The sequence below is a fragment of the Variovorax sp. RA8 genome (genome assembly GCF_901827175.1).
GTDB lineage: Bacteria > Pseudomonadota > Gammaproteobacteria > Burkholderiales > Burkholderiaceae_C > Variovorax.
This window is the reverse complement of record NZ_LR594662.1, coordinates 6,136,417-6,150,103: the sequence shown is the minus strand read 5'-3', so window position 1 is coordinate 6,150,103 and position 13,687 is coordinate 6,136,417. Positions and strand designations below refer to the sequence as shown.

Genomic DNA, 13,687 nt, shown 5'->3' with positions numbered 1-13,687 from the left:
AGCAAGCTACTGCCTCGCACCAGTTTTGTCGAGATTAAGGACAGCCCCGCGTTGCCAGAAGCGCGGCGGGGACGTTCTGTCTGAATCATTGGAAGATTGGCGCGACACCAGATCGCGGCCATGGACAGTCCACATGCCCGCCAGCAGCATCGCGGATACCAGCACGATGGGGGCACGCCACCTGAGATTCGCAACTGGAGCGGCCGCCGCCGCGGCTGCATCGGTTGAGCGCTCGCGGTAGCACGCCAGCGCCCATCCAGCCATCCACATGGTCAGCAGCTGACTCAAGGGATAGACAAACGCTCCTGAAAAAAGACTGTTCATGACGCAAGCCAAAAGGCCGCCAAGGCAGAACGGAGGAATCCAGGGATGGCCCCGAACCAACCGGTGGAGAAGCAAGCCGACGAGAACGACGGCGCCCACCCCCAACAATCCGTACTCTCCGATCCATTGCAGCGCAATATTGTGAGGGTGCATCGCGATCACGAGGCCGTCGTGCCTTCCGAACTGATCGCCGCCTATTCCGACCCACGGCGATCGGGCCCAGGATTCCACGAGTCCGCTCCACAAATCGCTTCGATACGAAGTGGTCAGCCTAAAGACGGTTCGAGTCGTATGGTCCGAGTCAAAGAGCCATCGCATGCCGTAGAACAATGCCCCCGCGACCGCGAACGAGGAAATCGGCAGACGAAGCAGGGCTGCATCCTTTCGGAGAAACGCGACCAGCAGCAGCGCGCTTGTCACAGACAGCAGGACAGAGCGGGCGCCGTCTTGCCAAAGTGCCAGCAGATATAGGGTCGAAAGCAGCCAGACCAGAGGCGTCATACGCACTCGCGCCAATCCGCCGGGCCGATGCCAGAGCAGGAACAGGCATGGGAGCAAGGCGTCGTCGAATTCGCGAATCGTCGAGAACACCAACTGCCAGTCGTTCCATGTGCCGCTCAGGAAAACATCGATGATGCTCAGTACCATCATCCAGACGTTGAGCAACGGGGCCAGCGCCAGGATCACCGCGCTTCGATCCTGCTCTTGCGGGCAGTCTTCGGAAAGCCTCGCGCAAAAATAGACCCCCATGAACAGCATGCCGTACAACGTAGCGTCGGCGATGGAAAACGGGGACCACCGAGTGCCGTGAAGGCAGATCACTAGAAGCGCTGGCGAAACCGCCCAGATCCAGAAGATGCCGGACCGTGGTCTTTCATGAAAGACGGCGGGCAGGCGAAACACGGAGCAAATGATGAGGATCGACAGGTAGATGATCTGCGCTTTTCGAGAGAAATCGTACGGATCCGCGATCCCGAAAAAAGTGGTGACGCCTGAAAAAGCAACAACGGCGAAGACGGGGATCATCCACGCCAGAGCGCCGTTTGCAAGATTTCGGTGCGTCATGAAGGATGGGAAACGAAAAAAGCGGCCGCAAGGGCCGCTTCTATCGCCGGTCTACCGTCAGGTGGGGCGGCACTCGGAAGGGAGGTATTTAGCAGCAATGGCGGAGGTGCACGTCCAACGCAGCTGGCCGGTGTTCGAACCAACGGTCGTGGGAGTCAGGACGATGTCGCCCGTCGCATTGGGAACCGTCGAGGTGACCGTCACGACGCCCGTGGAATCAGTGATGGCGACATTTGACACATATTTTGTTGCGCCAGGAAAGGTGTAGCCGCTATTGGATGCGGTGACGCTGCTCAAAAGGCCGAGCGACGACGTCGTTTCAGCGACTGCGAGCTTAGCCGGGGCGCCCATAACGATCACTTCAGAGATCTTGGCACGCGTCGTGTAGTCCTGATAAGCCGGCAGCGCCACAGCTGCCAAGATACCAATGATCGCCACAACGATCATCAGTTCGATAAGAGTGAAACCCTTTTGCACATTGCGTGCGATAGAACGACGGTTCATTCAAGAAACTCCTGGTTGGTTGATGGCCCGAGGAGGGCCCCCGGTGCGTTCAACCTTCCGCAGCATCCGTGCCACCTCGTTACAACTCCTTGAACGCAGTAGAACTGCTTACAAGCCCCCATTTCAGTTACAGGGTGTGACACATCCTGTTGCCGGGGAAGGACAGGGCCCGACAAATTTGTCAGTCACCCGACGCTCCAAGTCAGACCTGCAGCACCCCCGCCGCCTCCAGCCACCGAATGTCCCACCCCCGCCCACCACCGTGCATCTGCGAGCCGTCCGCCAGCCCGGCGATCTGGCTCATGATCTCCTCGGTCTCGGCCGGCTTGGTGTGGGTGATGTAGATCGGGTAGCCCTTGTCGACTGCAATGTGCGCCAACTCGTCCGCGAGCGTCGCCGGCGACAAATGAAGGCTGCGCCGCGCCAGCGCCTGCTCCCGGTTGCTGAACGCCGTCTCGATCACCAGCATTGCCACGTCGAGCTGATTCACCCGCTGCCAGAACGCAGGATTGCGCTCGGTATCCCCGCTGAAGACCCAGTGCGGTCCGCCCTTGGCGCAGCGCACGGCATAGCCGCAGGCCGGCACGGTGTGAACGGCCGGCAGCACCTCGATGTTCTTGGGCGCCCGCGTTCCCAGCTGCAGCTCCTGCCCGACCACGATGTCGTGGAAGCTCACGAACGGCGCCTCCAGGCTGGGAATGCTCGCGAAGTCCGGCCAGATCACGTTGTTGAACACATGGGCCCGCAGTGCCTCGATGGTGGCGCGCAGGGCATGCACGCGCAGCGGCTTGTCGCGGCGACTGGCCACCGCGTCGAGCATCAGCGGCAATGCGGCCACATGGTCGAGATGCGAGTGGGTGAGCACCACGTCGTCGATGGCGCCCATCTCGTCGAGGCTCAGGTCGCCGACGCCGGTGCCGGCGTCGACCAGCAGATCGCTGTCGACCAGGAACGAGGTCGTGCGGCAGTCCTTGGCGATGGCGCCCGAGCACCCCAACACGCGCACCTGCATTTTGCGAGAGCCTTTATTGCTGTTTGCTGTCGAACCGGGTTGCGCCGTCCCAGTCGGGGTCCTTGGGCCGCAACGCCAGCGAGGCTAAACGCTCGGCGTACAACTGGTAAAGGACTTTTTTGGCATCGGCAGCGAGCAGCGGGGCCAGCAGGTGTTGCGCTTGATGCCAATCCTGCGCGCGGTAAGCGTCGAGTGTACGAGCCCACTGCGCGAGCGCCTCGTGCGACCCCTCTGCCGAATCGCCCATCCGGCCCAGCGGGGTGAAGATCCGCACGGCCCTGGCCTTGCCCTTGACACGCACGAGGTCGAGTTCCTGCCAGGCGAAATCCGGGGCCGCGCTTTGGGTGGCGGCGCTGGCGACGATCTCGATGCCATAGTGGCTGCTCAGCCCTTCGAGCCGGGAAGCGAGGTTGACCGCGTCGCCCACCACGGTGTAGCTGCGCCGCACCGCCGAGCCCATGTCGCCGACGCTCATCAGGCCGGTGTTGATGCCGATGCCCACGCTGATCTCCGGCCGTCCGTTGTCGCGATGCGTGCCGTTGATCTCCCGCACGGCCGCGGCCATCTGCAGGGCGGCCTCGACGGCCAGGGCCGCGTGGCCGGGCGTGTCCACCGGTGCGCCCCAGAAGGCCATGACGCAATCGCCCATGTACTTGTCGATGGTGCCCCGGTGCTCGCTGATGATCCGGGTCAGGCGGCTGAAGACGGCGTTCAGGAAGGCCTGCAGCTCGACAGGCGCCATCCGTTCCGACAGCCGGGTGAAGCCGCGCATGTCGCAGAACATCACGGTGAGCTGCTTGCCTTGAGCCCGCATGCTGTAGCGGGCGGGATCGGCGCGCATCTCGTCGACCAGTTGCGGCGGCACGTAGGTGCCGAAGAGCTTGGCCAGGCTGCGGCTGGCGCGGGCCTCGACGAAGTAGCCCCAGCTCATGCTGAAGGCGAAAGCGAGCGGCACCACGACCAGCGCGGCCGCCAGCGGCAGCACCAGGCCGGCGCCGAGGTAGAGCCAGCTGTTCAGCCCGGCCAGGGCGGCCGCAGTGAGCACGGCAAGCAGGGCGGCCCGCGGCGCCGACAACAGCGAGAGGCCGATGGCCAGGAGCAGCCCCGCGCCCAGCACCGTGACAAGCTCGTAGCCGGCCGCGTAGTCGGGCGTCACGAGCAGTCGCCGGTCCAGCAGGCCCGAGATGATGTTAGCGTGTACTTCCACGCCAGGGAAGACGGCGCCGACAGGCGTCGATCGCAGATCCTGCAGGCCGGGGGCGGTGGTGCCGATGAGCACCACCTTCCCTTCGAGCTCGCCGGGGGCGAGCGCGCCGGCCAGCGCCTGGGCTGCGGCCACGTAGCGAAAGGAGCCGCCGCGCGCGCCGCCGGGGCCGCGGAAGGGCACCAGCATGCTGGCACTCTGGTCGACCGGCACGCGCAGGCGGGAGGCGCCTGCGCCCAGCTGCAGGGCTTCGAGCGCAGGCCATCCGCCCGGGCTGGCGGCCGGCGCGAACACGGGGGTCAGGGCGGGCGGCGATCCCTCGATCAGCCGGTGCACGACCAGCGCGAGCGACTCGTAATGGCCGGGGCGCGCGTCCGTACCGTCGTAACGTGCGAGCAGTGGCACCGAGCGCACGACGCCATCCTCGCGCGGGTCGAGCACGACATTGAAGAAGCCGGCTTCCGGCGCAGCCGTCGCCAGCAGCGGGATGTTGGCGCCGAAGCCGTTCCAGCGCGCGGCGTAGTCGAGTCCCGGGGGAAAGGCCTGGGGCGGCAGCGCCGGCGCCGGCAGCCGTCCGGTGGCGCGCGCCCCGGCCGTCTGGGTGAAGTAGTAGCCAAGCGCCACGCGCCGCCCGGCGAGCGCTGTCGCGAACAGGGCATCGTGGTCGAGCTGCGGCGTGAGCCGTTCGATCTCTGCGGCGAACTTTGGATCGTCGTGCCAGGGGCCGGCGGCGAGCTGGCGCAGAACGGGCAGGCCCGAGCTGGTGTCGGGTTCGGCGAAAAGCACGTCGAAGCCAAGCACCGCCGCTCGCTGGCGTCCCATCAGCTCGTCCGTCAGGCGTGCCAGCTTGTCGCGGCTCCAGGGCCATTGGCCGAGCTGTTGCAGGCTGGTTTCGTCGATGTCGACGATCACGATGCGCGGGTCGAGCGTTCCCGGCATGGTGGCGCGCAGCCGTGCGTCGTAGATGATTTGGTCCAGCCGAACCAGCAGGGGGAGCCGCCAGATGTCCGCCGCATGCAGCAGCATGAGCATCACGGGCAGCAGGGTGATGGCAATGCGGGCGCCGTGCCGCCGCAGTCCGCTCATGCGGACCGGCGTGCGCGGCGGCGCTCGCGCTTCACGCGATCAGTTGGCGACGAACTGCATCCGCGTGCCGCCGAGCTCGAGCACGTCGCCATCTTGCAGGGCGACCGCCTCGTTGCCCAGGGGCTCGCCGTTGAGGGCCGTGCCGCCGTCGATCGGCGCAACCACGTAGCCGTGCAGGCGCCGGGTGACCGCCGCTACGGCGACGCCGGGCTTGCCGATCGTGGTGACAACCTTCTGCAGCGAGAGTTCGCGCCCGGCGCCGCTGCCCGAGAGGACGCGGATGACGGCCACGCCCGTGGAGCCGCCCAGCGGCGTATGGACCGTGGGCGCGGATGAAAGCGGGATCGGCTCCGAGGACGTTGCCACGATGGTGGGGCCGTGCCCGGCGCCTTCGGCCGCGCCGCCGCCCACCAGGAAGCGGATCTTGTACTTGCCGACCTCGACGACATCGTTGTGTTCGAGCGCTTGCTTCTTGACAGCCCGCCCGTTGACGTAGGTGCCGTTGGTGCTGTTGAGATCTTCCAGGTAGACATCGCCGCCGATCATGTGCAGCACGGCGTGCTCACCGCTGATCGCCAGGTTGTCGATCACGATGTCGTTGTACGGGCGCCGGCCCAGCGTGGTGCGGTCCTTGGCGAGCGTCACTTCCTTGATGACGACGCCGTCGATCGAAACGATCATTTTCGGCATGGCCGACTCCTGGATCTCATTTGTTGTGTCACGGCGGTCACCTGCAGCGGGTACTTGTTCGAGCCTGCCTATCCGGATGCCTGCGGCGCGTCGCTCGAACCGGCCCTGGCCAGGACGACCGAGATGTTGTCCTTGCCACCATTTTCATTCGCGGCTGCAACCAAAAGTGTTGCTTTTTCAGACAGCCCGGTATCTTGTAACAGAATCGTGAAAAGCTGCGCGTCGGGCACCATCTCGCTCAGGCCGTCCGAACATAGCAGGAAAACGTCGCCTGCCCTCACGTTGTGCTCATGCATTTCGAGCTCGACGTGGCGCTCGATCCCCAGCGCGCGGGTCACCAGGTTGCGGTGCGGCGACAGGCTCGCCTGCTCGGGCGTGATGGCGCCCGCGTCGAGCTGCTCCTGCAGCAGCGAGTGGTCGCGCGTGAGCAGCTCCAGCTTTTCGTCGCGCAGGCGGTAGCAGCGCGAGTCGCCGATGTGGCCGACGATCGCGCGCCGCGGGCCGAAGGCGGCCAGCACGAGCGTGGTGCCCATGCCCTGCAGCTGCAGGTTGGCCACGCCGGCTTCCAGGACGGCGGCATTGGCCTCGTCCGTGCCGGCCTGCAGCGCGCGCCGCACGGCGCGGGGGTTGGCGTTCGGTCCGGCGTGGGCGAGCCAGCGTCCGAAGCTGGCCTGCAGCAGCGCGACGGCCATGCCGCTGGCCACCTCGCCGCCGTTGTAGCCGCCCATGCCGTCGGCCAGCAGCACCAGGCCCAGCGCGGCGTCGAAGGCGATCGTGTCCTCGTTGTTGGCGCGCACGCGGCCGGGGTCGGTGAGCGCGGCGAAATCCCAGGTGAGCGCGCCGGTGTCGGGGGAAACGGATGCGCCTAGGTTCGCCATGAATCAAATGAGCTTGGGGATCAGTAGGCCGCGATCATTGCACAGCCGTGACAGCGCGCCGCTGCTGCCACTTGCCATAGGCCACGACGAAGAAGGCACCCGCGGCCGCGCCGGCATAGTGGAGCCAAGGGTTCGCCGACAGCACGCCGCTCAGCGCGGCGTCGCTCGCGATTGTCTCGCCGCCGACCCAGCCGATCAGGGCGGCGCCGAGCATGATGATGATGGGGAAGCGCTCCATGAGCTTGATCATCAGGGTACTGCCGAAAATCACCAACGGGATGCTGATGGCCAGGCCGAGGATCAGCAGCAGCATGTTGCCCTGCGCCGCAGCGGCGACCGCGATCACATTGTCCAGGCTCATCACCAGGTCGGCCAGCAGGATGGTCCGCACCGCCGCGAACATGCTGCCGTACTGCTTTTCCTCACCGCCGTCCTCGCCTTCGTCGCCGAGCAACTGCACGCCGATCCACAGCAGCAGCGCGCCGCCCAGGATCTGGAGGAAGGGCAGCTTCAGCAGCCTGGCCGCCACGACGGTGAGCGCGATCCGCAACACCACGGCGGCACCCGATCCGAACACCACGGCCTTCTTCTGCTGCGCCGGCGGCAGCGAACGGGCAGCCATCGCGATCACGACCGCGTTGTCCCCCGAAAGAATGATGTTGATCCAGACAATCTTGACAAGGCCGATCCAGAAACCGGCAGTTTGCAGATATTCCATGTCTCTTTTCCACTGTTATGTATTGAAAAAGCGCCCGCAATGTGAATTGCGAGCGCTTTTCTTCTTGTGTGGTCCGGAAAGGCGGCAGCTCAGATCTGTGCTTTGAGGAGCTTGCCCAGTTCCGAGAAGTTGCGCGTGATCTTGAATCCGCATTCCTCCATGATCGCGAGCTTGGCTTCCGCCGTGTCCGCGCCGCCGGAGATGAGGGCACCCGCGTGGCCCATGCGCTTGCCCGGAGGGGCGGTCACGCCGGCGATAAAGCCGACCACCGGCTTCTTCATGTGGTCCTTGCACCAGCGGGCTGCGTCGGCTTCGTCAGGGCCCCCGATTTCGCCGATCATGATGACGGCATCGGTGTCGGGATCGTCGTTGAAGGCCTTCATCACATCGATGTGCTTGAGGCCGTTGATCGGGTCGCCGCCGATGCCCACTGCGCTCGACTGGCCAAGGCCGATCTCGGTGAGCTGCGCCACGGCTTCATAGGTCAGCGTGCCGGAGCGGCTGACCACGCCGATGCGGCCCTTGCGGTGGATGTGACCGGGCATGATGCCGATCTTGATCTCGTCGGGCGTGATCAGGCCGGGGCAGTTCGGGCCGAGCAGCAGGGTTTCCTTGCCGCCCGCGGCGACCTTCGCCTTCATCTTGTTGCGCAACTCGAGCATGTCCCGGACCGGGATTCCCTCGGTGATGCAGATCGCCATGTCGAGGTCGGCCTCGGCCGCTTCCCAGATGGCAGCTGCGGCGCCGGCCGGCGGCACGTAGATCACCGAGACGGTGGCGCCGGTCTGCTTCGCGGCTTCTTTCACGGAGCCGAAGATCGGGATGTTGAAGATCGACTCTCCGGCCTTCTTCGGGTTCACGCCAGCCACGAAGCAGTTCTTGCCGTTCGCGTATTCCTGGCACTTCTCGGTGTGGAACTGGCCGGTCTTGCCGGTGATGCCCTGGGTGATGACTTTGGTGTCTTTGTTGATGTAGATCGACATGTCTTTTCCTTAGGCCGCCTTGACCGCTGCCACGACCTTCTGGGCCGCTTCCGCCATGGTGTCCGCACTGATGATGGGCAGGCCCGATTCGGCCAGCAGCTTCTTGCCTTCGGCCTCGTTGGTGCCCTTCATGCGCACCACCAGCGGCACTTGCAGGTTGACCGCCTTGCAGGCTGCGATCACGCCGGTCGCGATGGTGTCGCACTTCATGATGCCGCCGAAGATGTTGACCAGGATGGCCTTCACGTTCTTGTTCTTCAGCATGATCTTGAACGCCTCGGTCACCTTCTCGGGGGTGGCGCCGCCGCCCACGTCGAGGAAGTTGGCCGGCTCGCCGCCGAACAGCTTGATGGTGTCCATGGTGGCCATCGCGAGGCCGGCGCCGTTCACCAGGCAGCCGATGTTGCCGTCGAGGCTGATATAGGCGAGGTCGAACTTGCTGGCCTCGATTTCGGCCGGGTCTTCCTCGTCGAGGTCGCGCAGGGCCACGATCTCGGGGTGGCGGTACAGCGCGTTGCTGTCGAAATTGAACTTGGCGTCCAGCGCGACGATGTTCCCCTTGCCATCGCGGTTCAACGGGTTGATCTCGACCAGGGACGCGTCGGTCTCCATGTAGCAGGTGTAGAGCTTCTTGAAGACGTCTACCGCCTGCGCGGTCGAATCAGCCGGGATGCCGATGCCGTCGGCGATCTGGCGGGCCTGCGCGTCGGTCAGGCCGTCCTTCGGGTCGGCATAGACGGTGATGATCTTCTCGGGCGAGGAGTGCGCCACTTCCTCGATGTCCATGCCGCCCTCGCTGGACGCGATGAAGGCCACCTTCTGCGTTGCGCGGTCGGTCACGGCGGAGACGTAGTACTCCTTCTGGATGTCGGCGCCGTCCTCGATGTAGAGGCGGCGGACCTTCTGGCCTTCGGGGCCGGTCTGGTGCGTCTTGAGCTGCATGCCGAGGATCTCGCCGGCGAGCTTCTTGACGTCGTCGATGCTCTTGGCGACCTTCACGCCGCCGCCCTTGCCGCGGCCGCCCGCGTGGATCTGGGCCTTGACCACCCACACGGGGCCGCCGAGTTTCTGCGCGGCTTCGACCGCCTCCTGCACCGTGTACGCTGGGATGCCTCGCGGCACAGGCACGCCGAACTTGGCAAGAATTTCCTTGCCTTGGTACTCGTGAATCTTCATGAGGGTGTCTCTCGGGAACGAGGGTTGGGAACGGGAGATTTCGTGTTGCCCTCGGGCCGCGGCGCTCGGGGGTGGCCGGGCGGAGGACAGCAGGGGACTGTATCATGGTGCGCCGCACCAACGGCGTGCCGTCGCTGCGGCCACTACGTAATTTCTTCTTACGCCCCCGAGGCAATCCGAGGCTCCACCATGCCCAAGGTCTTCATCGACGGCGAGGCCGGCACCACCGGCCTCCAGATCCGCGAGCGGCTGCAGAAGATGCCGCAGGTCGAACTCGTGAGCATCGCCCCCGAATTGCGCAAGGACGTGGCTGCCAAGCGCGAGCTGATGGCGGGCGTCGACCTGGTGGTGCTCTGCCTGCATGACGACGCGGCGCGCGAATCCGTGGCGCTCATCGACCAGCTCGAAGGCCACGGCCGCCGTCCCAAGATCATCGACGCCTCGACGGCGCACCGCACGGCTGCCGGCTGGGTGTTCGGCTTTCCCGAACTGGTGGCGGGCCAGAAAGACGCGGTGGCCAAGGCCGAGCGCGTGGCCAATCCCGGCTGCTATGCGACCGGCGCCATCGCCATCGTCCGCCCGCTGGTCGATGCCGGCCTGCTGCCGGCCGGCCACGCGATCGCCCTGCCCTCCGTCAGCGGCTACTCGGGCGGCGGCCGCACCATGATCGAGGCCTACGAGAAGGGCGAAGCGCCGCTGTTCGAGACCTACGCCCTGGGCCTCAAGCACAAGCACATCCCCGAAATCATGAAGTACACCGGCCTGACGCGCCGGCCGGTGTTCATCCCCTCAGTGGGCAACTTCAAGCAGGGCATGCTGGTGCAGCTACCCTTGCATCTGGACGACCTCCCCGGCAAGCCCAGGGCCCGAGACCTGCAGGAGGCGCTGGCGGCGCACTACGCCCAGAGCAACACGCCGGAGCAGTTCGTGAAGGTGCTGCCACCCACCGAGGACGGCAAGCTCGACGCGCTGGGGCTGAACGACACCAACGACCTCGAGATCCGGGTGTTCCCGAACGAGGACCACCGCCATGCCGTCGTCATTGCCCGCCTGGACAACCTGGGCAAGGGCGCCAGCGGTGCCGCGGTACAGAACCTGAAGCTGATGCTGGGGCTCTGAGCCGCTCTGGGCTCAGGCCCCTCATTCGTCGGACCCCTCGCGCAGTACCTTGGCCACCACGGCCGCGGCGAAGCCGCGCGCCAACATGAATCGGACCTGCCTGGCCCGCTCGCCCGCGTTTTGCGGCGGCACGCCGAAGCGCTGGCGCCAGACTCCGCGCGCTCGGTCGAGCTCGCTGGCCGCAAGACTGGCCACCGCCTCGGCCACTGCCTCCGGCGCAACGCCCTTGTGCAGCAGTTCCTGGCGCACGCGCGCCGCGCCGTGACGTGCCGCGCGCTGGTGCAATACCGACTGCACCACCCTCGCCTCGCTGATGAAGTCCTTGGCGGCCAGCTCGTCGAGCGCACGTGCCAGCGAGCCGGGCTCTTCCTCGTACCTGGCCAGCTTGCGCTCGAGTTCGCTGCGCGAGTGCTCGCGTTGCCCGAGCAGTCGCAGTGCGCGACCCTTGAGGGAAGGAGCACTGGAAGCCATCACCGGTGATCAAGCCCCGGATGCGCCCTCGCCCGCGTCCTCGGGCAGGAGCGGTATGCCCAGCGACTCGCGCACCTTGTTCTCGATCTCTCGCGAGAGCGTCGGGTTCTCGCGCAGGAACTCGCGCGCGTTGTCCCGGCCCTGTCCGATCTTCTCGCCGTTGTAGGCGTACCAGGCGCCCGACTTGTCGACGATCTTGGCGGTCACGCCCATATCGATGATCTCGCCCTCGCGGCTGATGCCCTCGCCGAACAGGATGTCGAACTCGGCCGTCTTGAAGGGCGGCGAGACCTTGTTCTTCACCACCTTGACCTTGGTCTCGTTGCCGATCGCCTCGTCGCCCTTCTTGATGGTGCCGATGCGGCGGATGTCCAGGCGCACCGAGGCGTAGAACTTCAGTGCATTGCCGCCGGTGGTGGTCTCGGGCGAGCCGAACATCACGCCGATCTTCATGCGGATCTGGTTGATGAAGATGACCATGCAGTTGGTCTTCTTGATGGTGGCGGTGAGCTTGCGCAACGCCTGGCTCATGAGCCGCGCCTGCAGGCCGGGCAGCGAGTCGCCCATCTCGCCTTCGATTTCGGCCTTGGGCGTGAGCGCGGCCACCGAGTCGACGACGATCAGGTCGACCGCGCCCGAGCGCACCAGCGAGTCGACGATCTCCAGGGCCTGCTCGCCGGTATCGGGCTGGCTGATCAGCAGGTCGGACAGGTTTACGCCCAGCTTCTGCGCGTACTGAACGTCCAGCGCATGCTCGGCATCGACGAAGGCGCAGGTGCCGGCCTGCTTCTGCATCTGGGCGATGACCTGCAGCGTGAGCGTGGTCTTGCCCGAGGATTCCGGGCCGTAGATCTCGATCACGCGGCCGCGCGGCAGGCCGCCGACCCCCAGGGCGATGTCCAGGCCCAGCGAGCCGGTGGAAACCACCTGGATGTCCTCCAGCGCCTCGCCCTCGCCCAACCGCATGATGGTGCCCTTGCCGAATTGCTTCTCGATCTGGGCCAGGGCGGCCTGCAGGGCCTTGGCTTTTTCGCTGCCCGCGACCGAGATGCTGCTGCCTTTGACGAGTGCGTCCATGTGGGGAACTCCTTGAAGATCAATGGGTTGTGTTGGATTCATCCAATCTGCTTTTAATCACAGGCTGGATGCTTGAACAGTAGTGTAGGGATTGGTGGCTTCGAGTAGATCTATTTTTTGGTCAGTTTGATTTACTATCGATCGAACGTGACAGACCCCACATTTCCGATCGACCCCGACGCGTGGCGCCAGACCCACCTGGGCCGTCTGCTGGGCCACGCCATGCGCCGCTTTGACGAGCGCGTGCTTGCGTTGATGGCGCACGATGCCGACGTGCCCCTTGCGCTGTCGAACCTCGCGGCGCGCGCGCAGGTGAGCGCGGCGCACATCCACATCACGCGCCATCTATCGAGCGATGGCTCGCGCCTGACCGAACTCGCCGAGCGCGCGGGCATGACCAAGCAAGCCATGGGCGCGCTGGTCGACCAGTGCGAGGCCTGGGGTCTGGTGACGCGCGGCCCCGATGAGCGCGATGCGCGCGCCCGGCGCGTGCTGTTCACCGCCGACGGCCTGGCCTGGCTGGAGGCCTTCCGCAAGGCGGTGGCGCAGGCCGAGCGCGAGTTCCGCGCCAGCGTCGGCGACGAGATCGCCACCGTGGTTTCCATCGGACTCGAAGCCTATGCGGCCGCCTAGAATCCAAGGCGGGAGACGGCCCGGCGGCCCGCGCAAGCCCGCCATGTCTGGAGACGCGGCATGCGAATACTGATTGCGGAAGACGACCAGGTGCTGGCCGATGCGCTGCTGCGCAGCCTGCGCACCTCGGGCTCGGCGGTGGACCACGTGGCCACCGGCTCGCAAGCCGATGCCGCGCTGATGACCAACAGCGAATTCGACCTGCTGATCCTCGACCTGGGCCTGCCCAACATGCACGGCCTCGACATCCTCAAGCGCCTGCGCGCCCGCGGCTCGCAGCTGCCGGTGCTGGTGCTGACCGCCGCCGACAGCGTGGAGGAGAGAGTCAAGGGCCTGGACTACGGCGCCGACGATTACATGGCCAAGCCCTTCTCGCTGCAGGAGCTCGAGGCGCGCGTGCGGGCGCTCACCCGGCGCGGCATGGGCGCCACGAGCAATTCCATCAAGCACGGCCCGCTGGTCTACGACCAGGCCGGCCGGGTGGCGACCATCGACGGCAAGATGATCGAGCTGTCGGCGCGCGAGCTGGGCCTGCTAGAGGTGCTCCTGCAGCGCGCTGGCCGGCTGGTGAGCAAGGACCAGCTGGTCGAGCGCTTGTGCGAATGGGGCGAAGAGGTAAGCCTCAACGCGATCGAGGTCTACATCCACCGTTTGCGCAAGAAGATCGAGAAGGGCCCGATCCACATCGCCACCGTGCGCGGCCTCGGCTACTGCCTCGAAAAAATCCCCTGACCCGTCCTCCTGCCC

General features: G+C 65.8%; 14 protein-coding genes. 3 read left to right on the top strand and 11 right to left on the bottom strand.

The features are described from left to right. Window positions 1–6 precede the first annotated feature (6 nt). The 9 genes from E5P3_RS29295 to sucC form a co-directional block, all read right to left on the bottom strand. The gene (locus E5P3_RS29295; protein ID WP_162589164.1) at window positions 7–1,350 is read right to left on the bottom strand and encodes an O-antigen ligase family protein; all 1,344 of its coding nucleotides are present in this window, start codon (window positions 1,348–1,350) and stop codon (window positions 7–9) included. Window positions 1,351–1,446: 96 nt separating this feature from the next. Beyond that, window positions 1,447–1,893, bottom strand: coding sequence for a pilin (locus tag E5P3_RS29290; RefSeq protein WP_162589163.1), 447 nt, complete (start codon window positions 1,891–1,893; stop codon window positions 1,447–1,449). 202 nt (window positions 1,894–2,095) lie between these two features. Then, entirely contained in the window at window positions 2,096–2,905 is an 810-nt protein-coding gene (locus E5P3_RS29285; RefSeq protein ID WP_162589162.1) for a 3',5'-cyclic-nucleotide phosphodiesterase, read from the bottom strand. Window positions 2,906–2,918: 13 nt separating this feature from the next. Next, window positions 2,919–5,195, bottom strand: a complete 2,277-nt coding sequence (locus E5P3_RS29280; protein ID WP_162589161.1) for a CHASE2 domain-containing protein — start codon at window positions 5,193–5,195, stop codon at window positions 2,919–2,921. A 39-nt stretch (window positions 5,196–5,234) separates the two neighbouring features. Further along, entirely contained in the window at window positions 5,235–5,885 is a 651-nt protein-coding gene (locus E5P3_RS29275) for an FHA domain-containing protein (protein WP_162589160.1), read from the bottom strand. Window positions 5,886–5,953: 68 nt separating this feature from the next. Continuing rightward, window positions 5,954–6,763, bottom strand: a complete 810-nt coding sequence (locus E5P3_RS29270) for a Stp1/IreP family PP2C-type Ser/Thr phosphatase (protein ID WP_162589159.1) — start codon at window positions 6,761–6,763, stop codon at window positions 5,954–5,956. Window positions 6,764–6,797: 34 nt separating this feature from the next. Then, window positions 6,798–7,481 (bottom strand): TerC family protein, encoded by a 684-nt coding sequence (locus E5P3_RS29265; protein WP_162589158.1) that lies wholly within the window; start codon window positions 7,479–7,481, stop codon window positions 6,798–6,800. Window positions 7,482–7,570: 89 nt separating this feature from the next. After that, entirely contained in the window at window positions 7,571–8,464 is an 894-nt protein-coding gene (gene sucD, locus E5P3_RS29260; RefSeq protein ID WP_162589157.1) for a succinate--CoA ligase subunit alpha, read from the bottom strand. Window positions 8,465–8,473: 9 nt separating this feature from the next. Next, window positions 8,474–9,640 carry an ADP-forming succinate--CoA ligase subunit beta gene (gene sucC / locus E5P3_RS29255; protein WP_162589156.1) on the bottom strand — a complete coding sequence of 389 codons (1,167 nt, stop codon included), beginning with the start codon at window positions 9,638–9,640 and terminating at the stop codon, window positions 8,474–8,476. Between the two features lie 189 nt (window positions 9,641–9,829). Here sucC and argC point away from each other — a divergent pair, with 189 nt between their 5' ends. Beyond that, window positions 9,830–10,759 (top strand): N-acetyl-gamma-glutamyl-phosphate reductase, encoded by a 930-nt coding sequence (gene argC / locus E5P3_RS29250; RefSeq protein ID WP_162589155.1) that lies wholly within the window; start codon window positions 9,830–9,832, stop codon window positions 10,757–10,759. 21 nt (window positions 10,760–10,780) lie between these two features. Here the strand turns inward: argC and recX are convergent, their stop codons facing one another. Together recX and recA are read right to left on the bottom strand one after the other, a co-directional pair. Beyond that, window positions 10,781–11,230, bottom strand: coding sequence for a recombination regulator RecX (gene recX / locus E5P3_RS29245; RefSeq protein WP_162589154.1), 450 nt, complete (start codon window positions 11,228–11,230; stop codon window positions 10,781–10,783). 9 nt (window positions 11,231–11,239) lie between these two features. After that, on the bottom strand, window positions 11,240–12,307 hold the full coding sequence (gene recA / locus E5P3_RS29240) for a recombinase RecA (RefSeq protein ID WP_162577011.1): 1,068 nt from the start codon (window positions 12,305–12,307) through the stop codon (window positions 11,240–11,242). Window positions 12,308–12,454: 147 nt separating this feature from the next. On the opposite strand from recA, the gene E5P3_RS29235 reads away from it, so the two are divergent. Both E5P3_RS29235 and E5P3_RS29230 read left to right on the top strand, forming a co-directional pair. Then, window positions 12,455–12,940, top strand: a complete 486-nt coding sequence (locus tag E5P3_RS29235; protein ID WP_162589153.1) for a MarR family winged helix-turn-helix transcriptional regulator — start codon at window positions 12,455–12,457, stop codon at window positions 12,938–12,940. A gap of 60 nt (window positions 12,941–13,000) precedes the next feature. Beyond that, a complete protein-coding gene (locus E5P3_RS29230; RefSeq protein WP_068679346.1) occupies window positions 13,001–13,672 on the top strand; it encodes a response regulator in 672 nt (223 codons plus the stop codon). Window positions 13,673–13,687 lie beyond the last annotated feature (15 nt).

Bases quoted from the DNA above. Each gene is read 5' to 3' on its own strand.
- E5P3_RS29275 (WP_162589160.1), bottom strand. From the start codon at position 5,885: ATGCCGAAAATGATCGTTTCGATCGACGGCGTCGTCATCAAGGAAGTG.
- sucC (WP_162589156.1), bottom strand. From the start codon at position 9,640: ATGAAGATTCACGAGTACCAAGGCAAGGAAATTCTTGCCAAGTTCGGC.
- recX (WP_162589154.1), bottom strand. From the start codon at position 11,230: ATGGCTTCCAGTGCTCCTTCCCTCAAGGGTCGCGCACTGCGACTGCTC.
- E5P3_RS29285 (WP_162589162.1), bottom strand. From the start codon at position 2,905: ATGCAGGTGCGCGTGTTGGGGTGCTCGGGCGCCATCGCCAAGGACTGC.
- E5P3_RS29265 (WP_162589158.1), bottom strand. From the start codon at position 7,481: ATGGAATATCTGCAAACTGCCGGTTTCTGGATCGGCCTTGTCAAGATT.
- E5P3_RS29295 (WP_162589164.1), bottom strand. From the start codon at position 1,350: ATGATCCCCGTCTTCGCCGTTGTTGCTTTTTCAGGCGTCACCACTTTT.
- E5P3_RS29280 (WP_162589161.1), bottom strand. From the start codon at position 5,195: ATGAGCGGACTGCGGCGGCACGGCGCCCGCATTGCCATCACCCTGCTG.
- E5P3_RS29270 (WP_162589159.1), bottom strand. From the start codon at position 6,763: ATGGCGAACCTAGGCGCATCCGTTTCCCCCGACACCGGCGCGCTCACC.
- E5P3_RS29230 (WP_068679346.1), top strand. From the start codon at position 13,001: ATGCGAATACTGATTGCGGAAGACGACCAGGTGCTGGCCGATGCGCTG.
- recA (WP_162577011.1), bottom strand. From the start codon at position 12,307: ATGGACGCACTCGTCAAAGGCAGCAGCATCTCGGTCGCGGGCAGCGAA.
- argC (WP_162589155.1), top strand. From the start codon at position 9,830: ATGCCCAAGGTCTTCATCGACGGCGAGGCCGGCACCACCGGCCTCCAG.
- sucD (WP_162589157.1), bottom strand. From the start codon at position 8,464: ATGTCGATCTACATCAACAAAGACACCAAAGTCATCACCCAGGGCATC.
- E5P3_RS29290 (WP_162589163.1), bottom strand. From the start codon at position 1,893: ATGAACCGTCGTTCTATCGCACGCAATGTGCAAAAGGGTTTCACTCTT.